This window comes from Shewanella sp. (genome assembly GCF_048265805.1).
In the GTDB taxonomy this organism is placed as follows: Bacteria; Pseudomonadota; Gammaproteobacteria; order Enterobacterales; family Shewanellaceae; genus Shewanella.
Window position 1 is genome coordinate 76,520 of record NZ_JBLXAT010000013.1, and the last position, 22,975, is coordinate 99,494.

Sequence of the window (22,975 nt, forward strand, 5' to 3'; positions counted from 1 at the left end):
GGGGTTAACCTCGTTTCTGTACTTGTTGAATAATCTGCATGAGTTCGCGCTGCACGTTGGTGGTGTAGTCGCCTAAAAATGGCCGCGCTGGTACGGGTATGTTCCAACGCTGCTGTGATTTGCTGTCGCGCATTGAGCGCAAGATCACGCCTGCTTTGCCTACGGTGAGCGTGTCTTGTATTTCGCGGATGCTGGCGCGGCGCCAGCCGCCTTTTTTCTTACGGACTTTGTAGCCCTCGGCGCTCAGTGCTTTGGCCTGTGCGCGGCTAGCTGGTGCGTCATAATCTGGCTGGCCGTGGATGCGGCGCATTTTTGATGCGGTCATGGTTTCTTCGCCGCCCTCTTGTTGCAGTGCGGCAATGCGGCCAGTGAGCGCGTTCTTGTGTTTGAGTTCGAGGCGATCAGCGTTTTTAACGTATGGCTCTAAGGTGCGGCCAAGGCGCTTGAGCATCTTGCCTTTTTTGCCGTTGGCGCGCGGTGTAAAGCTGCCGCCTTCTAGCGCTTGTTGGCGCTTAATGCGTGCGCGTGCTTGGGCGCGCTCGTAGCGGCCAAGCGTTTTTAAAATACGGGTGCGCTTGTTGGCTGGCAGTTGCAGCAAAGTTAGCTGTGTTTTCAGGTCAAGCGCTTGGGCAGCGTTAGGCGTAATTTTCAGGCTCATGCTGCACCGCCTTTTTGCTGAAACTCGGCGGTTTCAGCCACATCAATCTGGACGATAGCAACGCGGTAACGTTCACCGTTGTATATGATTGGCCCCGTTTCATCAGGGATGATCTGCACATCATCTTGCAGCTGCAGTTCGATGGTGACGGTAACGTTGTCGCTACTAATCTCGTCAATATCGATGTCGGCATCTGGCATGCTGTAATCGTCACGCTGGTAGTCGTTTTCGCTAATCCATGCGGCAACCATTGCTAGCAGGTTGTATGGGTCAAACCGCTTTTGTGGCAGTTGTTCAATTTGGATTACGGCGGTATAGCGCCAGTTGGCGACCAAGAATCCCTCATTGCCCAAGTCTTCGCCGTTCATGATCAGTTGGCCGCGTTCTTGCCATGCGTCCAGCTGGTTAGGCCTGATCATTGGTTGCATTTGGTTGAGCAGGTATTGGCACAGCAGCTGCAATTTGGTGGTGGTTTGCGTCATAGCGAATGCACCCCGCAGCGGCCAAGGTTAAGTAAAGTGCGAATGGCGCGGTTTGATTGCGCTAACATGGCGTTTTGCTGTGGCACATCTTGGGCTTTGTTGTTGCCAGCTTCGCGCTGGTCAACGGTAGAAAAATACCCCAACAGGTCGGCGTGACTGCGGGCGTAAACTGCGCCTTTGTATACGCTGGCCTGTTGCGTGGTGAAAGCCACGTACTGCAACCCCGCTTCATCGGTTGCAAGGGTCAGGGGCGCTGCTGCTTCTGGATCTAAATCATTAAGCATGCCAAGCAACTGCTGCTGCACTTCCATGGCACTGCGGGTGAGCGAGTCGGCAATTGCAGCCTCTTCGTAAAACTCTGGTACTCTGCGGTGCGCGCGAAAATCGCCCGTATTCAGCGTGGGCCATTGGCTTTCGCTGTCTACTTCGATTGCTGCTTGCGTTTGTCCGTCAAATCCAAAGCCCATTTGCTCACCTGCGTTTGATTGGGTTCAGAGCCGTTGCCATCACAGTGGTTTTTCCAGTCACCTGAAAAACACTCAGGCAGGGCTCTGGAGGGTTGGGAGTCGTTCCCGTTATGCGTCTGCGCTGTCGAGGCTTAGCCCCGGCACTTTGTCGAGTGCGCGCAGGCGCATGGCTATCTGGTTTCTAATGGTTTTTACTTGGGCATTGCGATAGATAAGCTGGGCTTTTTCAAGTAACGCATCTGCTTGCTGCAACGTTGCAACATCGCCAACCGTTGATGGTTTAACCGTGCCATCAGTGGCGCGAATGAGTGCCAGCCCCGCTTGCTTGTAGTAGGCCGCTGTAACCGGCTCTGGTAACTTCCAGCCGCTTTTGACTTTGGCAAAAACCTGCCCGAAATATGGCTCCACGCTGTTGCCGTTTTCTGCTTGCACAAGTGCCCAATCCAACACAGTTCCTGCAATGAATGTCGGCCAAGTGCGTTTGATACGCGCTGGCGTAGGCTGGCCCAAATCAATGGCACGTAGTCCAAAACTAATTGCGCGGCCGAAGTCGCCAACATCAAAAAGCCATAAAATGCAGTACGCAAATAACGGGTTATCATGGGGTGTAATCTCCTTGCTATCGATCTGCTGCAAGTAGTCGTTGACTATTGGCAACCATTTGGGCAACAGCACGTCACGCTTGTGTGTGACTTTATCTGCCCTGCGTTCTAGCCGTTTGAGCCCGGCTAGATCGGCATCCAGTTCTAGCAGTTGCAGGTGCAGGCTTGGTGCCTGCTCCGCACTGCCGCTTTGCGCTACTTTTTCGAACTGCCGTTTTGCTTGGCAGCGCTCTTTGTAGGCGATGATTTTGGCGCCGTGGCTGATGACTTTTTTAGCTCGGCAGTCGCTGCGGTAATTTCATCTGCTGCGCTGCTGACTTCACTCGCTGCTGCGCTGACATCTTCTGCGGCGCTGGCGCTATCGTGCGCGGCTTCGCTGATGGCTTCGGCACTTGCTGCGGTGTCGTTCGCTGCGGTGCTAATGTCGTTAACCGATACGCCCGCTTCGTCCATTTCAGCTTTCAGCGCGTCGGCTTTGGCTTCGGCGTCTGCTTGCTCTTTGGCTGCTGCATCTGCCTTGGCTTGCTCTGCGTCTGCTTCGGCCTGCTTTTTGGCTTCGGCTTCTTGCTTGGCTTTGGCGTCTTTGGCTGCTTGCTTTTGTTCAAGCAACTTGGATTCACTCAGCTTTTTCTTGGCTTTTTCGTCACCTGCTGCTGCTTGCTTAATCAGGTGGCGTTTTTTGAAATCAGCGATTGCGCCCATGGCTGTTACCCTCTTATGTTGTCAATACAAGCCCCGCTCTCGCGGGGCTGTTGGTTGCGCTAGCTTTATGCGTCTGGCGCCGCACCAATGGTGACGTTGGCTTCGTCAATTGCTGCGTAAGCTTCGTACTCTTCAACCACGTAACCATCCATGCGCCAATATTTATCTTCGTGGCGTTTGCGGTCTTGTACGTTCTCTGCCATGCGGCTAGAGGTGCCTTTCTGCTTGTAGTAATGCAGGTTGGTTGGAATGGTGACCACCAAGCGTTTGCCGGGGAAAAATGGCGGTTGCAGTGCGATCAAGCCGCCAATGTTCTTGTCCAACTGCTGTGCGGCAACTTTTTCAGTTGGCGTGTTGGCTTGGTTCATTAAGCGTGATTGACTTGCTGATACTAAGTCAGAGCCAATTAGCACGCGCAAACGTGGATCATTGCGAATGGATGGGTGTAGCAAGGCTTTCAGTTCGGTGACTGCTGCATCTATCGTGCGGTATTCGCCCGCTTTTGGTTCGGTGCCGACTGGCAATTCAAAGTTGAAGTAGATGTCATCAGTGACAACTTGCTCTGGCGCGTCGGCTTTTACGTGCGCATGCCAGCCGATGTTGACATCTTCACCTAATGGGTTGGCTACTGGATCAGTGGTAGCTGCTACGCTGGTGCCGTTGAAACCAATGCGCAGAATATCCAGTGCAAAGCGGTTGGTGGCGTTTGCGCTCATGAGTGATGCAAATTGGTTTTGTGTGCCGCTGTTGGCCCATGCGGCCATTTGTGCCCAAGTGACATAGGCGCAGCTGTCAGTTTCAACCAATTCGTATTGGTTGCCATCAACGCTTTGACCAGAGGTAAAACGACCTGATGCGTTGCGGCCTGTAGCAATGTTATAGCTACCAACGCTAACTACTTGGCCTTTCATTTGATCTACGTCCAGCATGGTGATCATGCCGAGAAATTCCACGCTTTCGAGCATGGCGGCGCGCAGTTTTGTGTCCATTACCTGCGTAACGGCAAACTGCTCTGATACATTGTCGACTTGATAATAGTGAGCAATCGACTTGTGATAATGGTTCATGCACTGGCGGGCAATGGCTGTCATGTTCATGTGTTGTTCTCCGAAAAATTGGATTAGTGACTAATTGCCGCGCGCTTACACGACTGACGCGAAATCGTCGCCAGTTTTGTCTGGCTCTTGATTAGCCGTTTCTTTGCTCAAGGCTTTGAACTGGGTATCAAGGCCGTTTACCTTGGTGCCAATGCTGTCAACCTTTTCGATCAGTTGGCTGAACTGTTCAGCGGTGATGCCTGCTGCTGGCTTGTCTTCTGACTTATCGGTCACGGTGTCCGCTGGCTTGTCTGCTGGTTTGTCATCAGCAGGCTTTTTGCTGAACTCATTAACTTGAGTTTCCAGCGTGTTCACCTTTTCTCCGATGCCGTCGATTTTGCCCATGAGGGCGTCATACTGTTGCTTATCCATTGGTTCTTCCTCTGCTTCGGCGGCTGTTGGTTTGTGACCGCTGCTAAAAAAGTTGCTCAGCAGTGCAAACAAGCCTTTTTCAGTTGGCATTTGTTGTTCATCACTGTGAATAAAATCGGTGATTTTTAGCGTTTCAAGGGCGCTAAATTCGTGTTCTTTGGCGTTGTTGCCCATTGAGAACTTCAGGCGGGTGGTGCCGGTAGATGCTGGGCTGTCGGTAACGGCGAGGCCCATTAGGTAGCAGGTGCCTGATGCTTTGTAATCTGGCTCTGGCTCAATCGAGGTATACAGCTTTTGGTCGTCTTTGTTGGCTTCCAGTAGGTAGTCATTGGCGCGCAGTTTGGCAAATAGGCGCAGCTTGCCGCCTTGTTCTGCGGCTTTTAATTCGAGTACATCACCCCATGCTTTACCCTCAAATGCCCCCCAACTTGAGCGGAAGTGCTCAGGCCAAATACGGGCTTGGTATTCTTCGGTGTCGTATGACGCGGCCATTTGGTTGATCCAATCTTTACTGATTGAACGTCCGTCAACGGTAGTGCCCTCTGTCGCTACGATTACCCAGCCTGTTGTTTTTGCCATGGTGCTGTTGCCCTGTTGGTGTGTGCGGTGATGCATCAATAAACAGTGGCAGCATAGCGGCGGGTAAAGTGGCTTTCACTTGGTTTGGTTTTGGTGGATTCCGATTTTTAACTATTTGGAATTTCTAATAATTTTAGGTCGTTATTGCGGTTAACTTGGCGGCTACACTGGCGCCATGTTTCTGTGAACTGTGACGTTATGGCCTATTCCCCCGAACTACGCGAAGCTGCCAAACGGCTGTATTTGCGCCGCTATACACCTGATGAAATCCGCATGGAGTTGGGCTTGCCCAATGCGCGGGTGGTGTATTACTGGGCCGATAAATACTGCTGGCAAGATATGCTGCGTGAAGAGGAAGTGGACGAAGCCATTGCTCGGCGCATTGTGCTGCTGACTGATATTAATGACAAGTCACCGGCGCAGATCAAAGAACTCGACATGCTGATTGAAAAGCATGTGAAGCTGAAAAAGCAGCGCGCCGAGACTGCCAAGCGTGGCGAACAGCCGCTTGCCGCATCGAGCACAGCCAGTAATGACCATGCTGGACAAGATAAAGGCGGCAACGCTGGCGGTGGTAAAAAAGGCAAAGGCGGTAGCTGCAAGAATGACGTATCGCATTTAACCGCGGATGATTTTGCCGAGTGGGTAGATAGCTTGTTTGGCTATCAAAAGCTGATGCGTGACGTTAAAAATGACCCGTCCATGCCGCGCACGCGCAATATTTTGAAGTCGCGCCAAATCGGTTTTACTTACGGCTGCGCTGGCGAAGCGTTTGAAGATGCGGTACTGACTGGCGAAAACCAGATATTTATCTCTGCCACTCGCGCACAGGCTGAGGTGTTCCGCAGCTATATCGTAAAAATTGCTAAGCAGTTTTTTGATATCGAGCTGAAAGGCAACCCGATCATTTTAAGCAATAGCGCTGAGCTGCACTTTTTGGCAACCAGCGCTAACTCGGCGCAGTCGCGCAGCGGCAACGTTTACATTGACGAATACTTTTGGATTAAGGACTTCAAGCGCGTTAGTGATGTGGTGTCGGCGTGTGCGACACAAACCCGCTTTCGTAAAACCTACTTTTCTACCCCAAGCGCGAAAAACCATGCCGCTTATCCGTTCTGGACTGGCGCGCAATGGAAAGGCGATAAAGCTGACCGCGAAAATATTGAGTTCCCATCTGATAAAGCGCTGCGTGATGGTGGCCGCATCTGCCCTGATAAGCAGTGGCGTTACATTATTGACGTATACACCGCTGTGGCTATGGGCTGCGACCTTATTGACGCTGACGAACTGCGCGAAGAGTACAGCGAGGCGGTATTCCAAAACCTGTATTTGTGTGAGTTTGTTGACGATGAAGCCAGCGTGTTCAAGTTCAGCAAGCTGCAAAAGGCGATGTATGACGCGGCCAAGTGGACCGATATTAAAGCCGGTGATGCTCGGCCGCTGGGTAACCGTGAGGTATGGCTAGGCTATGACCCAAGCCGCACCCGCGATAATGCTTGCTTGGTTGTGGTGGTTCCGCCAATTAGCGACGGTGAAAAGTTCCGTGTGATTGAGCGCCATTACTGGAAAGGCGTTAATTTTCAGTATCACGTTGAGCAGATTCAGGCGATGTTTAGGCGTTATAACGTGACATGGCTTGGCATTGATACCACGGGCTTAGGCGCTGGCGTGTGGGATATTATCTCACCGCTGTACCCGCGCGAAGCGCACGCCATCCACTACAGCAATGAAAACAAAACGCGGTTAGTGCTCAAGATGATTGATGTGATTGAGGCTGACCGTCTCCAATTTGACCAAACAATGGTTGATATCCCCGCCGCATTCATGGCGATCAAGCGTTCTATGAGTAGCAGCGGCAGCATGATGACATTTAAGGCTGACCGCTCAGAAAAGGTCGGCCACGCTGACGCCTTTTGGGCTATTTCTCACGCCGTTATTAAAGAACCTATCAACTATGCCACTAAGAGGAAGTCCACATGGGCAATGGCCGCGTAAACAATTCGCGCAAAGCAGCTGCGGCGCAGCAAATGAGTGTTGAGGCTAAGCCAGCTAATCAGCCGGTGGTGTTTTCACTGCCTGAACCGGTGATGCCAGACATGTGGCTGACGGACTATGACACGCTTTTTTTTGATGAATACCGCCAGTGTTGGGAACCGCCGATTGATCGGCATTTGTTGGCGCGGTTAACCCGCGATAATCCGCACCACGGCGGTATTGTGCACAGCCGCGCCAATATGGCGGCGGCGCGATATCAGCGCGGCGGGTTGGATTTTCAGCAAGTCAAGGCAACGTTTTTGAATCTGGTGCAATTTGGTGATGTGGCGTTGCTTAAGATCCGCAACGGTTTTAAGCAACCGGTGCGCTTGTTCCCGTTGCCAAGTTACCGCACCCGCTATGGTGTTGATGGTGGCGCGGTGGTGCTGGAGCGCAACAATACGTTTCGCACTTATGCCGCCAAAGATGTGATTTGGTGCAAGCAGTATGATCCGATTCAGCAAGTGTATGGCGGTGTGGATTACATCGGCGGGTTGCAGTCGGCGTTGTTAAATAAGGATGCCACACTGTTTCGGCGCAAGTATTACATCAATGGCGCGCACATGGGCTTTATTCTGTATACCAATGACCCGAACATGGATGTTGATACTGAAAAATTGCTGCGCACCAAGATCCAAGAATCAAGAGGCGTGGGTAACTTCCAATCGCTGTTTGTGAATATTCCAGACGGCGGCGAAAAAGGGGTGCAGATCATCCCGGTGGGTAATTTTGAGTCTAAAGACGAGTTTTTGAACGTTAAGAACGTGAGCGCGCAGGATGTGTTGGTAGCTCACCGCTTTCCGCCCGGCTTAGCTGGCATTATCCCCAGCAATACCGCTGGGCTTGGTAACCCCAATGCTTACGATGGTGTGTATTTCCGCAATGAAACCAAGTTGCTGATCAAGCTGCTGGTTGATGCGGTTGAGCGTGATGCCGAGGTGCCACGCAGCTTGAAATTGGTGTTTGATTTGAGTGAGGCAAATAGCGCGGCTTAATCTTTGTTATATAAAAGCGCTCTGATTTCATCGGCGCGCTGTTTATATAGTTCTGCTAGCTCTATGCCGTGCTGGTCATTACCAAGCCCATCTGTAACCATGCTTTCAACAAAATTCTCGAGAGCGACTCTAATCACTGATGCTTGTGCGTCTGATATTGTGGTTTCGTTGATGGTTATTTTGGCTTCTTGATACATATTTATCACCTATCACTTTGTTTTTATTGCTTATAAAAGCATTCATGCTATGGCTTAGGCCGCGCTATTTATTATTTCAACTGATGCTTTTCAGCTAAAAGTCGCATCCCCTCGCGCAAAATCTCTGCATTAGTGCCATAAATCTGCAGCAGTTTATCGCGTAACTCTGCAGATTCTGCATCTAAAAATGTGCGTGGGAACGCTGGTTGATTCCGGCGTTTTTCATCCTGACGGCGGTTGGCGGCTTGTTGGGCTGTTTTATTCATTGTTGCTTTCAACCAATTTTAATTCAGATTCACGGCCAAACATCGGTACGATGTAAACTGTGCCTTGCTCGTCTTCGTCTTCACATCCATCGTAACCCATCTTTACTGCGCATTCTCCGCGTTTACCTTGAAGCCACCAACTTAACTCTCCGTCACAACATTCAAAATTCCACTCGCTTACAGACGCGTCAAGCAAACTACATGCTGTGTCGAAATCAACCCCAAATTTTTCGACAATTTCATTCGTAATATCTTCATCTTCCAGACGCGAAGCACGAATGCAGTCAAAATCAGCTTCGTAAGTGAAACTAGATTCATTACTCATGCGGTATACATCATCAGAGAAGAATAGACATGACCCGGCAATGCCAAATTTATTTATGCTACCGACTTCTATTTTGTTTGGGCTAGTGTGAAACATTTTATTCTCTCCTACTCGCTTCGCTTTGTGCTCGGCCTATGTATTTAATATAGGATACCCTATACTTTGATGCAAGCTTTTCTTGAAAAATATTTCAAATATTTTTTGCATAAACTCACCACTGTTTAAAAATCCAGTGATTTAACCTACACTGGCCGTGTGGCAGCTTATGAGGGAATGGCGATGCGGGTTCTGTGTCCAGTGTGCGGTAGTAAAGCAATAATAGGTAAAACGAATCGGTTATCTATACAGGTGTCTGACCTGTACTGTAGTTGCGGTGACCCGGAGTGCGGCCATACGTTCGTGATGAACTTGAGTTATAGCCACACTATTAGCCCAGCCGCTAAGCAATCAAGTGAGGTGGTTCGCGCGTTGATTGGTTGCATGCCCCCTGAGCAGCGTAAGCAGCTGCAGCAAGAGTTGGCGCTGTAGTTGGTAAGTGGCGCTTATGATGTTCAACGATTAGCGCCATTATGCTTATGCCTATGTCTTTTTCTTGTTCTGTGTTTGCGTGATCCATCGCGTTTAATACTGCGTCCATTTGATTAATTAGCACGTACATCTATACAACTCCGTTCTGTGGGTGAAATCCTTTACATATTGATAATAAGGTCAAATTTTTGTCACTAATGGCAAAATATGACGTTTTTGTACTATGCTTTGTGCAAATTTCTGCGACTTTATCTGCTACAGATCACAGGGGCTTTACATTAGATGACCATCAGATTTGTTCTGATCGGCCAAAGGATTGCCCATTATCGGAAACAACGGGATATGACCCAAATCGAGCTTGCTGCTGTGGTTGGCATTGGCAAGCGCACTATCGGTAAGATTGAGAACGGCTACGATATGCGGCTAAGTGTGCTGCTGGCGATTGCTGACGCGCTTAATGTGCCGTTGCATGAGTTGCTTGATTATGAGCAGACAGCGCTGCCAACGCTGTCTACGTGTGAGCGGGAAAAGATTTTAGGCCATTTGAAGGCTATTGCGGAGTTGTTGCCGGGATAGCATCCATTGCTATGTTTATCATTGTTAACGTATCAGCTGCTGCATCATGCAAGGCATGATGCTTGATAAATCCCGCTGGATTATCCCCTTTAATATATCCGTTTCGTGTTCTAGCTAAAGCGTCAATGAATGTTCTTATGCAGCGGAAGCGGTTGTATTGCCACGGTGCTTGCATTTGTAGTTGGCTGTAGTGATGGTTCAAAATGCCGCCGTCGAAGTCGTACCCTCGGCAATAGATGTGCCCACCGTCTTTAATTAACGGTTTAACATACTTTTCCAAGTGCTTGCTTAGTATCTCTAAAGCATCGGTTATCACTAAGTCATTTTCGAAGTCTTCATCTAATACGTGTTTTGCTGCATCGCCTTGTTTTTCCCACCAATGGCGTGTTGATTCTGACTCGGTAAATCCCTGTTGATAAAACAAGAATTCGTAAGACATATACTGATTAATTTTTATATATAGGCTGCTTTCTCTGCTGCATAGCTCTGCAAAGCTGACGTTCTCATTAAAGTTAAACGGTACAATGCCAATACTGAGTATTTTGGCACTAGTTTTGGTGTCGAGTGTTTCTAAGTCGATAGTGACGTTATCGTATTTCATTTTTTCACTCCGCAGTTCATTTGTTACTTAAGCCTTTAATTACTTGGCTTCCTGTGTTGATTATTTCCATATCGAATTTATCGAAGCGGATAACTTCATTTGTTTTGTTCTGAGTAAACCCATAACCCTTGCGGGCGTTTTCGCGCTCGGTGATGCGCCAAACGATTTCTGCTTTGGCGTCCAGTGATGATTTAGCGGTGCTTAAGTTGCCTTTGCTTTCACCGTTCAGCGTTGCGGCTACGCCAAGGCTGTGGCCTTTGACGTAGTAATCGACTAACCCGCCGATGATCTTTTCACTTTTGATATCGGTGAGGCTGATTAAGTCCATGATGGTGGCCCTTGTTCGAGGCCGCGCAGTAGTGTTGGCATGTTATTTACTCCTCGTCATCCGAATACGGCCCCAAAATTTCGCTATCCTCTGGATCACCGATGTATAACCAGCGTTTTTTCATCGTGTTGTGGTCCATGATGAAGTACCACTTATCGCTGGCGAAGTGTTCAGGCAGCGGCAGCGGTTTACGCTCACCTACGAATAACACCGTTGCTGGTTTTTCTTGTACGGTGAACGCAACCGCTTTCACTAGAAATTGCTCTTTGCGGCCGTCTAAGTCGTCAAATGAGTACGGTTTGGTGATTTTGACGTAGCTTTTACCTGTGATTAGTTTTTGCATGTTATTTACTCTCCATAAATGATGTTATGAACGCTTTAGCCGCTTCGGCGTTGATAGCGTTACCATAGCCGCGCAATCGTCCCACTCTGTTGGTAGCGCCATGAGCCAGCGGGAATGTGCCGGGTTCAACTGGCCTCCACTTGGCATCTCGGCAGAGCAGCCAGTCAACATCTCGCCAGAAACCGTTAGTCGGCATGGAATTTGATTTTTCACAAGATCCAGTGTGTTTAATCCTCTTTTCCCGTCCGATGTCCTCAATCCGCTCTTTGCTTCCGCCGATTTGGGTGTCGGCCAACCGGCTAGCGGCGCTTGTCGGCTCACTTGGTCGAATCGATGTTTGCCGTCCGCCCTTGCTTTGATGTCCCCAGCTGAGTCTTTCCAGTCCCGTGCGTTCGGTGTTACCCATCCCGCCAACGCTGCAAAGTCCTGTAGGTTGCTCTGTCGTCCCGCTTCCTTTCTTGCTATCACTTTCTCCGCGTCCTGATACGCGTTCTTGACGTTGCTCGAGTTCGGAGTCGGCCACCCAATAAGTTCTGTCCCGGATGTGCGGCGCACCGACGCCCGCAGACGGAAACGCGACAGCCCCGAAGGCATAGTCCAAGGCTTCCATGTCATCTTGTACAAGGTCGAGCCAAGGCTCTGCGTCTTTGCTTGCAACTTGTTCACCAAAGACTGCTCGAGGGCGACACTGTTTGATGAGCCAGTAGAAACTAGGCCAGAGGTGCCGCTCGTCATCAAACCCAGCTCCTTTGCCTGCCGAGCTGAAAGGCTGGCAGGGGCATGAACCTGTCCAAACTGGTCGCGAATCGTCCCATCCGGACTGACGCAAAGCGTAAGACCAGGCGCCGATACCGGCGAAAAAGTGGCACTGGGTAAACTCTTTAATTTCATCTGGCCGCACATCTTCAATGCTTCTGGTGTCGACAATGCCGTCTGCGATGTGGCCGTGTTTAATGAGTTGTCGCAGCCATTCAGCTGCGAAAGGGTCGATTTCGTTGTAATAAGCTGCCATTGATCGTTCTCCCAAAGGCTTAACTGTGAGTTTTTAGCTAATACAGCCATCACTCCCCCTGTTCCGCTTTTTCGCGGCGTTGATTTTTAATGTTGTTGAGTATTGCGCGGCAGCGTTCCCGCTCGGTTGGTTCGAGGCGGTTTAACCATGCGATGATTTGCGGCCGTGGCATGTGTGCATCAAGCACGGCTTTGCAGCGGTTGTACCGTTCGGTGTGCGCTGCGGTTTCGGCAAAGATGGCCGCAAGCGCGGCGCGGTCTTCGGCGTTGTTTTTGTCAAAAATCGGCATCGTATTCACTCCAGTATTTGACCTCGGCAGCTTTGCGCGCGGCTTTGGTGTTCATGGCTTCTTCAATGCGTTCTAGTTCCAGCACGTCTTGCAGCTGTTCAAGCGCACGTTCGGCGCTGGTGATGCTTGGCTGTTGGTTTATCCAGTCCTCAACATCGCCGCCGTGTTCAACTAGCTGCCACGCCTCGGCGCGTAGGTTGGCGCGTTCCGCTGCTGCTTGTGCCTTGGCGTCATGCAGGGCTGCGCTGTCCATGTCGTGCCAGTCGGCGTTGTTGTCGCTGGCGGTATCGCTGGCGCGGCTGACGATCAACATTGCGGCGCCATCGCTGGCGCTTTTACGCAGACGGACCAAAGATCCAGACGAATTGATAACGGCACCATTTCGCAGTAGCGCGAGATCGCAAGGCTCTATACCTAATTTTTCGAGTTCCGCGATCAAGCGGCGATCCTCTTTTTGCGTTTTAGATCCTTGCGTACAGTTATTGTCAGAACTCCAAGCTGCGCGGCTTGCGCCTTGCTCCAAATCAAGAGCCAAAGCGGTGTTGCCTGTGGCGTCCGCTAGCCGATGTTTGGATATTTCCCAGCCATCAAGGCGGGTTGGTGCGGCTAAGGTGTTCGACATCACGCCGCGTATGCGCACGATATCCTCGCCGTGTTGGTTGGCGGCTTCGGCAATGGTTTTCATCAGTTGTATTGGTCGGTCTTTGCGTGGGATGCAGGCGCCGCCCATGCGTTCGATGAAATCTTGCCAGTTGCCGTTGTCGGCAGCACGGCGCGCGGCTTCTAGTATGTCGACGCTGTTTAGCTCTCCCGGATCAAGTGCTTCGCGAATGCGCCGCAGTTCACGCCACGCAGTAACGGACGGGCCGCCGATTTGTTGAAATTGACGAATGCCCCACAAACTGGCCCAAGCGGCCACACCCTCGGCACCGTGAATACCTGAGCTTTCTGCCTCGTGGTCGTCGGCCACGTAGGCACCGTCAATGTTTTTGGCGATGTATTTGGCAATGTAGCCTGTGGCGCTGCCGCGTTCTTTGTCGATTTCTTTGGCTTCAAACCGTGGTGTTGGGTCAAACTCTCCTCCTCGCATCAGTTCATCTTTATCAACAGCAGTGGCGTATTTTTCCATGCAGCTGATTAAGTCGGCTTGCTGGGCTGGGTTAACGAATAGCAGCATGTGCCAGTGCGGTGTGCCGTCGTGGTGTGGCTCGACTACGCGAAAACCAAAGAATTGGATTTCTTCTCTGGCTAGCGCTGCGCGGCAACGGGCCCACTGTAGGCAGAGATATTTTTGGGTTACGCGTGGGTTGGCGCCGGTGTATTTGCGGTTGGCGTGGCTTGGCCCCTTTTTGCTTTTCACGTAGCTGTGGTAACGGCTCGGGGCTGTCCATGTGAAGAACACGCCCTGATAGTCGTTATCGTTGGCGTACTCTTCAAAGCCGCGCATGCGTACCATCAGTTCGTTGCGGCGGTTGACTGGGTTAGCCACGCTTTTGGCCACGGCCTCGGCGAGTAACATTTCTAAATCGTGTTCGCGGTTGATCACATAGTTGCCATTTAGCCATGCCTCTGCGGCGGCTTTTTTGGCTTTGTGGTGTTTCAGCGCTTTGTTGCTGACGTATGGCGAGACACCCGCGCGCACTTTTCCCACCACAATGGCGGTGTGCTCTTGGTAGCGTTGGAATAAGCGCTCAATTTGGCGCGTCCACCATTTATCGTCGGTGAGGCGGCAGATTGCGCCAGCAACTGCGTTATAAAAGCTTGGGTCCTCGTCAAACTCGCCTTTGGCTTTGCGCTTGGCGTAGTCTTTAAATGACGGTATTGCAGGGCTAATGCCCCATTGGTCGGCGGGTTGTTTGACGATTTCTATGAGCTCTTTGGCATCAACTTGGTGATGGCCGAACTGTGTGGCGTTATTCAGCAACTGTTGGCAGCGGCCGGCCCATTCTTTGGCTATGGCGGCGCGGCTAATATCGGTGCGCATGTGCCACATTGGGATTGGGAAACGCTTGGTTATTTTTTTGATGGACTCGCAGCGAGTGCGCAACCAAATGTTGGCGTTGCGTTCTCCGTGTTCGCCGCGTTTGTAGCGGCTGAGGTAGTCGATAAACAGCGTTAGCCCGATATCATCAGGCAGGAATTCAAGCTGCTTTTGCGACCATTTGAGATCAGCGCGCTGTTTTGCGGTGATAAAAATAGCCGAGACATTCGCCCCGGCTTGGCGTTCAAACTTGGCTAAGTCCATTAGGCGGCGTTCTCTACGCTGATCAGGTGGCTAGCACCTAATGGAATATTTGGGAAGCGGTTGCCTTTATCCCAAATAAACCAGCAGTATTCGCAGCTATCTGAACCACCGCCAACAAAACGTGGACGCGGCACAATGATTGGCATTTTGGGGGGGAAGCCTATTTCAGCCCAAAACGGTATGCGGGTTTTGCTGCCTAAAAAGTTCACCCGTTGCAGGTAGGCCAGCGTGCCATCTGGCGCTAACTCATTCAGTGATTTGCGTAAAAACTCACAAGTCAGCGAAAACGGCGGGTTAGTGATGATCACATCCATCTGTTGAAACGGCGTGGTTAGGTAGTCGATGCCCTCTTGAATCTCGGCAAAATGCTTTTGCTCTGCTGGTAAGCCGATGCGGTTGAATATTGCGCCAGTTCCTTTGCATGGTTCAAGAAAGTGATCCGTAGGACGTAGGCGCAACTGCTGCAGCAATGCTAATACGGTTGGATCAGGCGTTGGGTAAAGCTCGTGCGGCCGCACTTTTCCTGTTGTGCTGCTCATGCTTTTGCCTCCCACTGCGGTTGTGTGGAAAGCACTTTGAAGCCAATCACCCAAACCCAAGGGTTTTCGCTCCATGTGGAATAGATACCATCCCAACATTCTGCAAACGATGTGCGTTCATCTACCAAGTAATCATCTAGTGCATACTTGATATCAGGTGTTTTTAATGGCTTTTTAAAACCCTCCGCTTTGGCATCTTCTTGGCTAATATCGTGCAGTCGTTCAATACGAATGCTGGTGATTTCTAGCAATATGCGGCTTGCCCAGCGCGGCATGCGTTGCTGTGGTTGCCACCTGATTTCACCTGCCCACATATCGCCAATATCTGAACGGCGATACCAAGCAAGGCCATTGCTAAGCGCCCATGGCGTTACTCTTATTGAATGTGCTTCGCGCACCCAAAGCCGATCACCAACCGCACCATGCTTGCAAATCAACCTTGCGTTATTTCCGTTACACCATCTGCCAAAGTCACGGTGCGCTCCGCCCTCTGGCTGTGGTTTTAATGGTCTGCGCGTCTGCTGTTTTTCTCCCGCTAAAATGGCGCTAATCATTTCATCGTTGAATGAAATCGGACGCTCGTTCATAGCTCACCCGCCTTAGCTTCGGCGATTTTGCCTAAGCAGTTTCTAAGCACGATGGCGGCATAAGCTAGATCACCATCATCAATACTGCGCAGTGCTTGGTGAATGGGTGCTGACAGTTGGTTGAGTAAGGTACGCTTGCTAGCTTCTGCGTTGGCAATGTCACCGATTTCTACACTTTCAACGTTAAAACCTGCACGCCGTAAATCCACCATTTCGTTTTGTAATGATGTGAGTGATCGATCGGTAAACAACCAAACATCAGCCACGCTTTCACTGGTGATGGTGTCTGGCTTAACTGCCAGTGTTTTGCATAGCAGTTTGCCGCGCAGATAACCGGCATCACGGGTTAGATAGCGGCCTTTCAAATTGCCACGGTTAAAGCGAATGGCATATGCGGGTTCGTGGTTCACAGCCCTGCCTCCCCGAGTTCTGCCATTGTCATGCCCAGCTGTTGCGCTAGTGCGCGGCGTTCTTGGTGGTGCTCAATGGCGCGCAGGCGTTGACCGCGCGCGATGGCTTCACGTGATGGCTTTTTAGTTGGCTTGGTTTCAGCGAAACAGGCAGCAAGGCTGATGGCTGAGTTAAAAGACGGCCGCAGGTGCAGCCGTGCCAGTGCTTCTGCGTGTTGGCTCATGCTGAATATCCCCCGAGTTGTCTGCCAAATATGGCTAGGTTCCACATGGCTTGATTTGAACTCTGCCCTTTTATCGCTTTTACTCGTACAGTTCTTTTTGGCAGCTCGGTGACGTGGGTGTAATACTTCGGTGTTGTTCTTATGTTGAACAGCTTTGCCGATGCCTCAACTGCTGTTATGCCAAGCTCTTTTGCAAGCGTTGCTGCCGTATAAGCCTTTCCTGTTGTTACCATGTGTTCGGCAACTTCTAATGTAGATAACTTCATGCTGCCGCCCTCCCGCAAAGAATGGTGGCGCGTTCTAGCTGGTGCATGGCTTCAAATGTTTCTCGGCACATGTTCGCCGCTGCTACGTCAACCAATACCTCATTACAAAAACGCTCAGCACCTGCGGCCATTTGTTTGAATAGAATTGCCGAATCTAATCCTTGCGATTCAAGGCGGTTGGCATGAATTGCCAGCATATCTGCCAGCATTTTGCGCAGGCGTTGGTGTTCCACTTTTTCCATGTTGAGCTTTGCTTGTGCCATTACGCTGCCCTCACTTGTTGTACATGGATGTTGTTGCGTAGTGCTACTAGGCGCACTTTGATATCGCGCGCGACTGTTGGCGCGAGTGATTCCGCAACGGCTTGCAGTGATTCGAGCGCAGCCTCGGCCATTTCTTTGGCGCATGGCGTTGGGCTGTTGATGGTGGCAATGACCAAATTAACCTCGTTGGCAATTGCTTGAGCCGGTGTTAAGCTTGTTGTTGTCGACATTGTTTAACTCCTTACGTTATGGCGTCGGCACGAATCCGATAGTTGCTGCTATCGGATTTTTTCTTTATTGGGCTACTGCTGCCTGAACCCATGTAAAATTTGGGTATGTTCCCTCGATGTGAAACCCTCCCCGTTCCTGTGGTAATGGCGGCATTGCCATTACGCATTTGTCACAAAAGCATTGGTAACCGCCCACGTTTAAGGTGGTGAGCATGGCGCCGCAGCCCTGGCAATAAATGTTGTATGAGTCATCGTTAAATATGCTCATGCGCGTTTCTTCCCTTTCGCTTCATCCATGAGTTGCACGGCTAGCTTGGCGGTGGCCGCTAGGCGTTCATCAATGTGCGGTGGTTCGTTGGCGGGTTCGACTTTGTTGGGTACTTGATGGCGCGGTTTTGGTGTGCCGAGGATTTGCTCGCGGCCGCATGGCACCATGCTGAATGCTTTGCCCATGTCGGAAAGGGCAATAATGGCGGTGCGCACAGCTTCGCGCTGGTCGATAGTGAGTGCCATTAGTGGCGAGTCGATAGCGGTTGACGGTTTGATGCGTGCGGCATAAAGCACGGTGGCGCGCTGCTGCTGCGTTAGTTTGTCGTAAACGCTGGCAAGGCTTGATTTACCCAGCATGTTGCGGATTGCCATAATGGCTGTTTTGCCACTGTTGCGGCCACCGCCGCCAATCTCTACTGCTCCATCGCGTGTCATTACTGTGTGCATGGTGTTTGCTCCTACGATAAGCCCGGCAGTTGCAGGCCAGATTGCAGTGCGTCTGATGCGACTGACAGCACTGGTATGGCTTGGCAACGTTGTTCAATTTCGTAACAAAAAACGGCTAGCTCACTCATTACGCGGCTGGCGCGGCGCACGGCTTCATGGCGCATGCGTTCGGTGACGCCACGGCGCACTTTTACATCCAGCGCGATAGCGCCGAGTTGGGCGGCGTTGGCGTTGATGTCTAGTGCGCGGTCTGTGAGTGATGTTCTTTCGCTATTGTTGAACTGTTCCAACGCAACTGATGGCGCGCATTGCAGTTCACGCAATATGCCGTCAACAATGCAGCGGTTACCGCTGGCTAAGCTGACTTTGACGACTTCGTGAATGGTCATTTGGTGCGGCTGGTCGGCTAGTAGCTTGTTACGCAGCAGTTGTGCTGAGCGCATTCCGGCGCGGTCTGCGATATCTACTAGGTTTTCGTCATCGGCAAATTGGCGCAGCGAGCCCATTAACTGCGGCTGGCCTGCTCCCTTTTGTATGCCTGTTGGCGCTTCATACATGGCGGCATTCTCCCTTATGCGCGATGCTGAACTCAGTCAAAACGACTATTCAAATGACAAACTGAGTTAGAGGGTGAATTGCTGTTCAGATGCTGCGCGAGATAGCGCCAACATGTTGATAAATGGGGTGTCCTTTGGTTTGCGCTTAGGCACGATTGGCAAACGCCCCTCGCTAACCATCTTGCGGATCAAGTGAATTGACATGCCTGTGCGGCGTCCGAACTCTTCATATGTCAGTACGGGTGAGTCAATGTGCAGTGTCAAATTGCTCATTTGGTGCTATCCTCAGTCAGTTTGTATCTATTGCCACATGATGCGTTTGGCTGCGTGTATATGTGGTTTCAAATTGGTAAGGATTATTGATCGTTATGAGCAACTTCGTCAATATGAAATTTGGTAAATTTCGATACGACTTGGATAAACCCATTCATATCGATGGTGGAAAGCCGCTAATCGAGAGGCTAATTCACCTTTTTAAACTTAGTAACCGCCTTGAATTAGCGGAGATTATTGGCGTTTCAGTTGGCACACTTTCAACTTGGACCACTAGATCAACCGTTCCGCATGAATTGCTGCTCAGATTGCATTTTGCAACTGGGGCGAACATCGAGTACCTGTGTTTTGGTACTGGTCCAGAGTTTCCCCATAGTGGTAAGCAGTCTGTTGATGGTGTTAGTGATGTGACGGCTATTTATGCCATCACCGAACCTGACGAGGCGCTATCGCTGCCGATTATGAAAGTTAAGGCCATCGATAACGGTAAGTTGGTGCCTTACGTCAATTACCGAATTGACGCTAATGCTATGGTTGAGTTCGGTTTATTCCCCAAACAGAATGACTTTGTGATCAAGCAGAGCGGCAAATACTTCTTTATTTCTTCCACTGAAACCACGGTTACTGATGGTCAATACCTTTATAGCGTTGGTGGTATTCACAAGATTGGTGAAATGAAGCTGCTGCCAGATAACAAGGTTTATTTGATTGATAGCGGTGAACGGTATGAAGTGGATTTGGCCTCAACCAAGATCCACGGCAAGGTTGTTAGCGTTCTGGCGCGGTGTTAATCGGTAAGGTATATAAAATGTATAAGATTTTATGCCGTTTTATTTTAGCTTCATTAATCTTGTCGCTTACCTCTTGTGGTTTTGAAAAAAAACATAACGTCGATGATTTTAATGCTTCGCAAATAAAAAAAGACGTTCCAGTTTTCAACTATGGAGTTTCTGGAAACAATACTAATGATTTATTAAAAAGAATAGATTCAATAAGTTTTTCAAAAAACTCTCTTGTTATTATTCTTATAGGTACTAATGATGCATTAAACTGGGCTGGCAATGACATCAATATTGATTTGTTTGAGTCAAACTACAGTATTATTCTAAATAAAATATACTCTAAAACTAGAAATGTTATTATTTTGTCTATACCAAAAGCATTTGATAGAAAAATATTAAATAAGTACAGACATGGCTTTTTCTCAAATTATAAATCCCCAAAATCCAAGGTTGACGCCTACAATAGCCGCATAAATTTGTTAGCATCTATATATAAAATTGATATTGTTCATACTTCGCAAATAATTGATGAAAATGACTATGTTAGTGATGGTCTACACTTCAATGACGACTATTACAAAAAGCTGTCAAAACTTATTTATAACTTCGCAAAGTCAAAAAATCTTAAGTTTGAAGATGTCTATTGCTTAGGTGACAGCTTAACATTTGGTGCTTATGCAATTGGAAGTTATCCTGAGTATCTATCTGATATTTACAATATAAATTAATTTTTTGAGTATTAAAAACTTATGGTTGTCCGTAACTTAAAAGACGGTTCCAAAAAGCCTTGGCTTAGCGAAATGTACCCTAACGGTGCAGACGGTAAACGGATTAGAAAACGGTTTGCCACTCAAGGTGAGGCTAAGGCTTTTGAAAACTTTACCTTGCGCAATGTGAATGATACGCCGTGGCTTGGCGAACGTGACGATAACCGCAAGTTAAGTGAACTTTGTCAGCGATGGTATGAACTCCACGGCCAGCAGCTTAACTATTCATCTGGCCGATTACATAAGCTCAATATGATTTGCCAAGGGCTTGGTGATCCTACCGCTCGGCTGTTAACTGCTAACGATTTTGCCGTGTATCGCCAGCAGCGGTTGAATGGTGAGATTGCAGATTTGCAGGGTAATTGCCGAGCAGTAAAGCCAAAAACTATCAACTTGGAACAGTCTTTTTTGTCTAGCGTTTTTTATGAATTGAAACGCCTTGGCGACTGGAAATACCCTAACCCGCTTGATAGCTTTGCCAAGTTCAAAATCCCTGAAAACGAAATGGCTTTTTTGTATGACGAAGAAATCCCCATCGTGTTGCAGGAATGCGAAGCCAGCCAAAACCCTGATGTAAAGTTGGTTGCGCTAATCTGTTTGGCAACCGGCTGCCGTTGGTCTGAGGCTGAAACGTTAACAGGCAATCAAGTGGTGAACAGTCGGATCACGTTCATCAATACCAAAGGCAAGAAAAACCGCACTGTGCCAATATCGCCAGACTTAGCCGCAATGCTGCCGCGCAAGCGTGGGCGACTTTTCAGCGATTGCCGCAAAGCATTTGAACGGGCTGTAAACCGCACCAAACTAAATTTGCCCGAGGGGCAGTGCAGCCACGTTCTGCGTCATACGTTCGCCAGTCATTTTATGATGAACGGCGGCAACATTTTGGTACTGCAGCGCATCCTTGGGCACTCGGATATCAAAGATACTATGCGCTATGCGCACTTTGCCCCTGACCATTTAGACGATGCGCTAACCAAGGGGCCAATGGCTAAGTTCAATTTTGAAAAGTGGCGATGAAATGGCGATAGAGATTGATATAGGCGCGCATCATATAACAACATATAGCATTTAACCCTTTGATTTTACGTTAACCTATTGATATTTAAACACCACAAACATAACGTAGGTTTTTCGGACGCGGGTTCAAGTCCCGCCGCCTCCACCACTTGAAAGAACGAAGACGTCCACGGACGTCTTTTTTCTTGCCTAAAATTATTGATTATCATGCAGTTATATTCCAATAACGTCCGATAAAATTTTTCTGAAACCGAAGCTCATAGATCGTCATCTAGTATTCCTCGCTATTATTGACTATGTTTAGACATACTACGTTTCGAACTGCTGAGGCTACTATGTGTCCAAGACTGACGACCCCGCTTACAGATAACACCATAAAAAAGTGTAAAGCAACAGATAAAGATTTAGTCCTATCTGACGGCAATGGTCTTCAGTTACGAGTAAGAGCGACCGGTTCAAAACATTGGAACTTTAACTATTACCATCCAATCACCAAGAAGCGAGTCAACATCAGTCTGGGCAGTTATCCTGCAACAAGTCTTAAAACTGCACGAGAACTCGCATTAGAACAGCGAGGACTTGTAGAACGAGGAATTGACCCCAAAATTCACCGTGAGGAACAACGGTTAGCACAGCTAAAAGTGAATGAATACACTCTCAGAAAAGTGGCTGAGGAATGGCTAAATGTCAAAAAGCATGACATTACGGAAAACCATGCTTCTAAAGTATGGGGGTCACTGGAGCGGCACGTATTCCCTAGCCTAGGGAATTACGCTCTAGAACAGATAAAAGCTCCGTTAGTCATTGCAATATTTCGCCCAATCGAAGCGACAGGTAGCCTTGAAACGGTAAGACGTCTATCACAGCGCCTGAACGAGATATTCAATTTTGCGGTCAACTGTGGCTATACCGATGCAAATCCTCTAAGCGGCATTAAGGCTGCGTTTAAAAAACCTAAAAAAGAAAACATGGCCAGCATTAAGCCTGAAGAACTCAATGAGCTGATGAGAACTTTGGCACAAGCATCGATTAAGCGCGTTACTCGCTGTCTGCTCGAATGGCAATTGCACACAATCACTCGACCATCAGAAGCCGCGACGGCCGAATGGGCAGAGATAGATTACAAAAACAAAGTGTGGACAATACCGGCGAGCAAAATGAAGAGACGACGGGAACATAAGATCCCTCTCACACCCCAAATGCTAGAAATTCTCAAAGTCATGGAACCTATCAGCCACAACAGACGCTATATATTTCCATCAGATAGGGACCCCAGAAGTCATTGTAATACTCAAACAGCCAATATGGCATTAAGACGCATGGGGTTTAAAGACCGTCTCGTAAGTCATGGTTTAAGAGCGCTTGCTAGTACCACACTTAACAACCAGAATTTCGATTCTGACCTGATTGAATCAGCACTGTCACATGTTGACCAAAACCAGGTAAGGGCGGCATATAACCGCAGCGACTTCCTAGAACGTCGCCGCGAAATGATGTGCTGGTGGAGTGAACACATTGAAAAGACGGCTGAAGGAAATCTTTCAGTGACACGATTAAAATGATTTTCCAATTTAAAAATCGCTCTTGAGACAAGAATATCTATACTTACCTGCGAACTGCATATTTAGCTTTAGCTGCCTGA

At 49.2% G+C, this 22,975-nt stretch carries 34 protein-coding genes; 8 read left to right on the forward strand and 26 right to left on the reverse strand.

Annotated elements, in window-relative coordinates; translation table 11 throughout:
- Window positions 1-4: 4 nt before the first annotated feature.
- From ACN0TT_RS10935 to ACN0TT_RS10965, 7 genes are all read right to left on the reverse strand, one after another.
- Entirely contained in the window at window positions 5-658 is a 654-nt protein-coding gene (locus tag ACN0TT_RS10935; protein ID WP_417762183.1) for a hypothetical protein, read from the reverse strand.
- On the reverse strand, window positions 655-1,140 hold the full coding sequence (locus ACN0TT_RS10940) for a phage tail protein (protein ID WP_417762184.1): 486 nt from the start codon (window positions 1,138-1,140) through the stop codon (window positions 655-657). The genes ACN0TT_RS10935 and ACN0TT_RS10940 overlap by 4 nt, the downstream gene beginning before the upstream one ends.
- Complete coding sequence (locus tag ACN0TT_RS10945; protein WP_417762185.1) at window positions 1,137-1,607, reverse strand: head completion/stabilization protein; 471 nt, start codon at window positions 1,605-1,607, stop codon at window positions 1,137-1,139. The genes ACN0TT_RS10940 and ACN0TT_RS10945 overlap by 4 nt, the downstream gene beginning before the upstream one ends.
- A 108-nt stretch (window positions 1,608-1,715) precedes the next feature.
- Complete coding sequence (gene gpM / locus ACN0TT_RS10950) at window positions 1,716-2,474, reverse strand: phage terminase small subunit (RefSeq protein ID WP_417762236.1); 759 nt, start codon at window positions 2,472-2,474, stop codon at window positions 1,716-1,718.
- Entirely contained in the window at window positions 2,405-2,911 is a 507-nt protein-coding gene (locus ACN0TT_RS10955) for a hypothetical protein (protein WP_417762186.1), read from the reverse strand. The genes gpM and ACN0TT_RS10955 overlap by 70 nt, the downstream gene beginning before the upstream one ends.
- A 65-nt stretch (window positions 2,912-2,976) precedes the next feature.
- A complete protein-coding gene (locus ACN0TT_RS10960) occupies window positions 2,977-4,008 on the reverse strand; it encodes a phage major capsid protein, P2 family (RefSeq protein WP_417762187.1) in 1,032 nt (343 codons plus the stop codon).
- A gap of 45 nt (window positions 4,009-4,053) precedes the next feature.
- On the reverse strand, window positions 4,054-4,959 hold the full coding sequence (locus ACN0TT_RS10965; RefSeq protein ID WP_417762188.1) for a GPO family capsid scaffolding protein: 906 nt from the start codon (window positions 4,957-4,959) through the stop codon (window positions 4,054-4,056).
- 198 nt (window positions 4,960-5,157) lie between these two features.
- On the opposite strand from ACN0TT_RS10965, the gene ACN0TT_RS10970 reads away from it, so the two are divergent.
- On the forward strand, window positions 5,158-6,954 hold the full coding sequence (locus ACN0TT_RS10970) for a terminase large subunit domain-containing protein (protein WP_417762189.1): 1,797 nt from the start codon (window positions 5,158-5,160) through the stop codon (window positions 6,952-6,954).
- The gene (locus ACN0TT_RS10975; protein ID WP_417762190.1) at window positions 6,936-7,988 is read left to right on the forward strand and encodes a phage portal protein; all 1,053 of its coding nucleotides are present in this window, start codon (window positions 6,936-6,938) and stop codon (window positions 7,986-7,988) included. Before ACN0TT_RS10970 ends, ACN0TT_RS10975 begins: the two co-directional genes overlap by 19 nt.
- On the opposite strand, the gene ACN0TT_RS10980 is transcribed toward ACN0TT_RS10975, so the two are convergent.
- The 3 genes from ACN0TT_RS10980 to ACN0TT_RS10990 form a co-directional block, all read right to left on the reverse strand.
- Window positions 7,985-8,185: a hypothetical protein gene (locus ACN0TT_RS10980; RefSeq protein ID WP_417762191.1), complete on the reverse strand. Its 201-nt coding sequence runs from the start codon at window positions 8,183-8,185 to the stop codon at window positions 7,985-7,987. The two genes, ACN0TT_RS10975 and ACN0TT_RS10980, sit on opposite strands and share 4 nt — an antisense overlap.
- 71 nt (window positions 8,186-8,256) lie before the next feature.
- Window positions 8,257-8,451, reverse strand: coding sequence for a hypothetical protein (locus ACN0TT_RS10985; RefSeq protein ID WP_417762192.1), 195 nt, complete (start codon window positions 8,449-8,451; stop codon window positions 8,257-8,259).
- Window positions 8,444-8,872, reverse strand: coding sequence for a hypothetical protein (locus ACN0TT_RS10990; RefSeq protein WP_417762193.1), 429 nt, complete (start codon window positions 8,870-8,872; stop codon window positions 8,444-8,446). Before ACN0TT_RS10990 ends, ACN0TT_RS10985 begins: the two co-directional genes overlap by 8 nt.
- A gap of 183 nt (window positions 8,873-9,055) precedes the next feature.
- On the opposite strand from ACN0TT_RS10990, the gene ACN0TT_RS10995 reads away from it, so the two are divergent.
- Window positions 9,056-9,304, forward strand: coding sequence for an ogr/Delta-like zinc finger family protein (locus ACN0TT_RS10995; protein ID WP_417762194.1), 249 nt, complete (start codon window positions 9,056-9,058; stop codon window positions 9,302-9,304).
- Between the two features lie 282 nt (window positions 9,305-9,586).
- Window positions 9,587-9,880, forward strand: coding sequence for a helix-turn-helix domain-containing protein (locus ACN0TT_RS11000; RefSeq protein WP_417762195.1), 294 nt, complete (start codon window positions 9,587-9,589; stop codon window positions 9,878-9,880).
- Here ACN0TT_RS11000 and ACN0TT_RS11005 read toward each other — a convergent pair.
- The 16 genes from ACN0TT_RS11005 to ACN0TT_RS11080 all read right to left on the reverse strand — a co-directional run bounded on the left by ACN0TT_RS11005 (window position 9,855) and on the right by ACN0TT_RS11080 (window position 18,764).
- The gene (locus ACN0TT_RS11005) at window positions 9,855-10,481 is read right to left on the reverse strand and encodes a 3'-5' exonuclease (protein WP_417762196.1); all 627 of its coding nucleotides are present in this window, start codon (window positions 10,479-10,481) and stop codon (window positions 9,855-9,857) included. The genes ACN0TT_RS11000 and ACN0TT_RS11005 overlap by 26 nt on opposite strands.
- Before the next feature lie 16 nt (window positions 10,482-10,497).
- A complete protein-coding gene (locus ACN0TT_RS11010; RefSeq protein WP_417762197.1) occupies window positions 10,498-10,809 on the reverse strand; it encodes a hypothetical protein in 312 nt (103 codons plus the stop codon).
- Between the two features lie 46 nt (window positions 10,810-10,855).
- On the reverse strand, window positions 10,856-11,152 hold the full coding sequence (locus tag ACN0TT_RS11015; RefSeq protein ID WP_417762198.1) for a hypothetical protein: 297 nt from the start codon (window positions 11,150-11,152) through the stop codon (window positions 10,856-10,858).
- A 1-nt stretch (window position 11,153) separates the two neighbouring features.
- Window positions 11,154-12,164 (reverse strand): DNA cytosine methyltransferase, encoded by a 1,011-nt coding sequence (locus ACN0TT_RS11020; RefSeq protein ID WP_417762199.1) that lies wholly within the window; start codon window positions 12,162-12,164, stop codon window positions 11,154-11,156.
- Window positions 12,165-12,213: 49 nt separating this feature from the next.
- Window positions 12,214-12,453 carry a hypothetical protein gene (locus ACN0TT_RS11025; protein ID WP_417762200.1) on the reverse strand — a complete coding sequence of 80 codons (240 nt, stop codon included), beginning with the start codon at window positions 12,451-12,453 and terminating at the stop codon, window positions 12,214-12,216.
- Complete coding sequence (locus ACN0TT_RS11030; protein ID WP_417762201.1) at window positions 12,440-14,698, reverse strand: replication endonuclease; 2,259 nt, start codon at window positions 14,696-14,698, stop codon at window positions 12,440-12,442. The genes ACN0TT_RS11025 and ACN0TT_RS11030 overlap by 14 nt, the downstream gene beginning before the upstream one ends.
- Window positions 14,698-15,237: a DNA methyltransferase gene (locus ACN0TT_RS11035; RefSeq protein WP_417762202.1), complete on the reverse strand. Its 540-nt coding sequence runs from the start codon at window positions 15,235-15,237 to the stop codon at window positions 14,698-14,700. Before ACN0TT_RS11035 ends, ACN0TT_RS11030 begins: the two co-directional genes overlap by 1 nt.
- On the reverse strand, window positions 15,234-15,824 hold the full coding sequence (locus ACN0TT_RS11040; protein ID WP_417762203.1) for a hypothetical protein: 591 nt from the start codon (window positions 15,822-15,824) through the stop codon (window positions 15,234-15,236). The genes ACN0TT_RS11035 and ACN0TT_RS11040 overlap by 4 nt, the downstream gene beginning before the upstream one ends.
- On the reverse strand, window positions 15,821-16,234 hold the full coding sequence (locus ACN0TT_RS11045) for a hypothetical protein (RefSeq protein WP_417762204.1): 414 nt from the start codon (window positions 16,232-16,234) through the stop codon (window positions 15,821-15,823). The genes ACN0TT_RS11040 and ACN0TT_RS11045 overlap by 4 nt, the downstream gene beginning before the upstream one ends.
- Window positions 16,231-16,458 carry a hypothetical protein gene (locus tag ACN0TT_RS11050; protein ID WP_417762205.1) on the reverse strand — a complete coding sequence of 76 codons (228 nt, stop codon included), beginning with the start codon at window positions 16,456-16,458 and terminating at the stop codon, window positions 16,231-16,233. Before ACN0TT_RS11050 ends, ACN0TT_RS11045 begins: the two co-directional genes overlap by 4 nt.
- Window positions 16,455-16,724 (reverse strand): hypothetical protein, encoded by a 270-nt coding sequence (locus ACN0TT_RS11055; protein ID WP_417762206.1) that lies wholly within the window; start codon window positions 16,722-16,724, stop codon window positions 16,455-16,457. The genes ACN0TT_RS11050 and ACN0TT_RS11055 overlap by 4 nt, the downstream gene beginning before the upstream one ends.
- The gene (locus ACN0TT_RS11060; RefSeq protein ID WP_417762207.1) at window positions 16,721-16,987 is read right to left on the reverse strand and encodes a hypothetical protein; all 267 of its coding nucleotides are present in this window, start codon (window positions 16,985-16,987) and stop codon (window positions 16,721-16,723) included. Before ACN0TT_RS11060 ends, ACN0TT_RS11055 begins: the two co-directional genes overlap by 4 nt.
- The gene (locus ACN0TT_RS11065) at window positions 16,987-17,217 is read right to left on the reverse strand and encodes a hypothetical protein (RefSeq protein ID WP_417762208.1); all 231 of its coding nucleotides are present in this window, start codon (window positions 17,215-17,217) and stop codon (window positions 16,987-16,989) included. The genes ACN0TT_RS11060 and ACN0TT_RS11065 overlap by 1 nt, the downstream gene beginning before the upstream one ends.
- A 264-nt stretch (window positions 17,218-17,481) precedes the next feature.
- Window positions 17,482-17,934 carry a hypothetical protein gene (locus ACN0TT_RS11070; RefSeq protein WP_417762209.1) on the reverse strand — a complete coding sequence of 151 codons (453 nt, stop codon included), beginning with the start codon at window positions 17,932-17,934 and terminating at the stop codon, window positions 17,482-17,484.
- A gap of 11 nt (window positions 17,935-17,945) precedes the next feature.
- A complete protein-coding gene (locus ACN0TT_RS11075; protein ID WP_417762210.1) occupies window positions 17,946-18,491 on the reverse strand; it encodes a phage regulatory CII family protein in 546 nt (181 codons plus the stop codon).
- Between the two features lie 66 nt (window positions 18,492-18,557).
- A complete protein-coding gene (locus ACN0TT_RS11080) occupies window positions 18,558-18,764 on the reverse strand; it encodes a DNA-binding protein (protein WP_417762211.1) in 207 nt (68 codons plus the stop codon).
- 113 nt (window positions 18,765-18,877) lie between these two features.
- On the opposite strand from ACN0TT_RS11080, the gene ACN0TT_RS11085 reads away from it, so the two are divergent.
- The 4 genes from ACN0TT_RS11085 (at window position 18,878) to ACN0TT_RS11100 (ending at window position 22,895) form a co-directional block, all read left to right on the forward strand.
- Window positions 18,878-19,555 carry a helix-turn-helix domain-containing protein gene (locus ACN0TT_RS11085; RefSeq protein WP_417762212.1) on the forward strand — a complete coding sequence of 226 codons (678 nt, stop codon included), beginning with the start codon at window positions 18,878-18,880 and terminating at the stop codon, window positions 19,553-19,555.
- Window positions 19,556-19,572: 17 nt separating this feature from the next.
- Entirely contained in the window at window positions 19,573-20,274 is a 702-nt protein-coding gene (locus tag ACN0TT_RS11090) for an SGNH/GDSL hydrolase family protein (RefSeq protein ID WP_417762213.1), read from the forward strand.
- Between the two features lie 21 nt (window positions 20,275-20,295).
- A complete protein-coding gene (locus tag ACN0TT_RS11095; RefSeq protein ID WP_417762214.1) occupies window positions 20,296-21,333 on the forward strand; it encodes a tyrosine-type recombinase/integrase in 1,038 nt (345 codons plus the stop codon).
- Between the two features lie 335 nt (window positions 21,334-21,668).
- Entirely contained in the window at window positions 21,669-22,895 is a 1,227-nt protein-coding gene (locus tag ACN0TT_RS11100) for an integrase domain-containing protein (protein ID WP_417762215.1), read from the forward strand.
- Window positions 22,896-22,975: the final 80 nt, after the last annotated feature.

Coding starts and splice junctions, on each gene's coding strand:
- ACN0TT_RS11065 (WP_417762208.1), bottom strand. CDS start 17,217: ATGTCGACAACAACAAGCTTAACACCGGCTCAAGCAATTGCCAACGAG.
- ACN0TT_RS10970 (WP_417762189.1), top strand. CDS start 5,158: ATGGCCTATTCCCCCGAACTACGCGAAGCTGCCAAACGGCTGTATTTG.
- ACN0TT_RS11020 (WP_417762199.1), bottom strand. CDS start 12,164: ATGGCAGCTTATTACAACGAAATCGACCCTTTCGCAGCTGAATGGCTG.
- ACN0TT_RS11015 (WP_417762198.1), bottom strand. CDS start 11,152: ATGCAAAAACTAATCACAGGTAAAAGCTACGTCAAAATCACCAAACCG.
- ACN0TT_RS11010 (WP_417762197.1), bottom strand. CDS start 10,809: ATGGACTTAATCAGCCTCACCGATATCAAAAGTGAAAAGATCATCGGC.
- ACN0TT_RS11085 (WP_417762212.1), top strand. CDS start 18,878: ATGAAATTTGGTAAATTTCGATACGACTTGGATAAACCCATTCATATC.
- ACN0TT_RS10990 (WP_417762193.1), bottom strand. CDS start 8,872: ATGTTTCACACTAGCCCAAACAAAATAGAAGTCGGTAGCATAAATAAA.
- ACN0TT_RS11000 (WP_417762195.1), top strand. CDS start 9,587: ATGACCATCAGATTTGTTCTGATCGGCCAAAGGATTGCCCATTATCGG.
- ACN0TT_RS11095 (WP_417762214.1), top strand. CDS start 20,296: ATGGTTGTCCGTAACTTAAAAGACGGTTCCAAAAAGCCTTGGCTTAGC.
- ACN0TT_RS10960 (WP_417762187.1), bottom strand. CDS start 4,008: ATGAACATGACAGCCATTGCCCGCCAGTGCATGAACCATTATCACAAG.
- ACN0TT_RS11025 (WP_417762200.1), bottom strand. CDS start 12,453: ATGCCGATTTTTGACAAAAACAACGCCGAAGACCGCGCCGCGCTTGCG.
- ACN0TT_RS11005 (WP_417762196.1), bottom strand. CDS start 10,481: ATGAAATACGATAACGTCACTATCGACTTAGAAACACTCGACACCAAA.
- ACN0TT_RS11080 (WP_417762211.1), bottom strand. CDS start 18,764: ATGAGCAATTTGACACTGCACATTGACTCACCCGTACTGACATATGAA.
- ACN0TT_RS11055 (WP_417762206.1), bottom strand. CDS start 16,724: ATGAAGTTATCTACATTAGAAGTTGCCGAACACATGGTAACAACAGGA.
- ACN0TT_RS10980 (WP_417762191.1), bottom strand. CDS start 8,185: ATGTATCAAGAAGCCAAAATAACCATCAACGAAACCACAATATCAGAC.
- ACN0TT_RS11090 (WP_417762213.1), top strand. CDS start 19,573: ATGTATAAGATTTTATGCCGTTTTATTTTAGCTTCATTAATCTTGTCG.
- ACN0TT_RS10945 (WP_417762185.1), bottom strand. CDS start 1,607: ATGGGCTTTGGATTTGACGGACAAACGCAAGCAGCAATCGAAGTAGAC.
- ACN0TT_RS11050 (WP_417762205.1), bottom strand. CDS start 16,458: ATGAGCCAACACGCAGAAGCACTGGCACGGCTGCACCTGCGGCCGTCT.
- ACN0TT_RS11075 (WP_417762210.1), bottom strand. CDS start 18,491: ATGTATGAAGCGCCAACAGGCATACAAAAGGGAGCAGGCCAGCCGCAG.
- ACN0TT_RS10935 (WP_417762183.1), bottom strand. CDS start 658: ATGAGCCTGAAAATTACGCCTAACGCTGCCCAAGCGCTTGACCTGAAA.
- ACN0TT_RS10975 (WP_417762190.1), top strand. CDS start 6,936: ATGGGCAATGGCCGCGTAAACAATTCGCGCAAAGCAGCTGCGGCGCAG.
- ACN0TT_RS11035 (WP_417762202.1), bottom strand. CDS start 15,237: ATGAGCAGCACAACAGGAAAAGTGCGGCCGCACGAGCTTTACCCAACG.
- ACN0TT_RS10995 (WP_417762194.1), top strand. CDS start 9,056: ATGCGGGTTCTGTGTCCAGTGTGCGGTAGTAAAGCAATAATAGGTAAA.
- ACN0TT_RS10965 (WP_417762188.1), bottom strand. CDS start 4,959: ATGGCAAAAACAACAGGCTGGGTAATCGTAGCGACAGAGGGCACTACC.
- ACN0TT_RS10955 (WP_417762186.1), bottom strand. CDS start 2,911: ATGGGCGCAATCGCTGATTTCAAAAAACGCCACCTGATTAAGCAAGCA.
- ACN0TT_RS10985 (WP_417762192.1), bottom strand. CDS start 8,451: ATGAATAAAACAGCCCAACAAGCCGCCAACCGCCGTCAGGATGAAAAA.
- ACN0TT_RS11030 (WP_417762201.1), bottom strand. CDS start 14,698: ATGGACTTAGCCAAGTTTGAACGCCAAGCCGGGGCGAATGTCTCGGCT.
- ACN0TT_RS11060 (WP_417762207.1), bottom strand. CDS start 16,987: ATGGCACAAGCAAAGCTCAACATGGAAAAAGTGGAACACCAACGCCTG.
- ACN0TT_RS11040 (WP_417762203.1), bottom strand. CDS start 15,824: ATGAACGAGCGTCCGATTTCATTCAACGATGAAATGATTAGCGCCATT.
- ACN0TT_RS11070 (WP_417762209.1), bottom strand. CDS start 17,934: ATGCACACAGTAATGACACGCGATGGAGCAGTAGAGATTGGCGGCGGT.
- ACN0TT_RS10940 (WP_417762184.1), bottom strand. CDS start 1,140: ATGACGCAAACCACCACCAAATTGCAGCTGCTGTGCCAATACCTGCTC.
- ACN0TT_RS11100 (WP_417762215.1), top strand. CDS start 21,669: ATGTGTCCAAGACTGACGACCCCGCTTACAGATAACACCATAAAAAAG.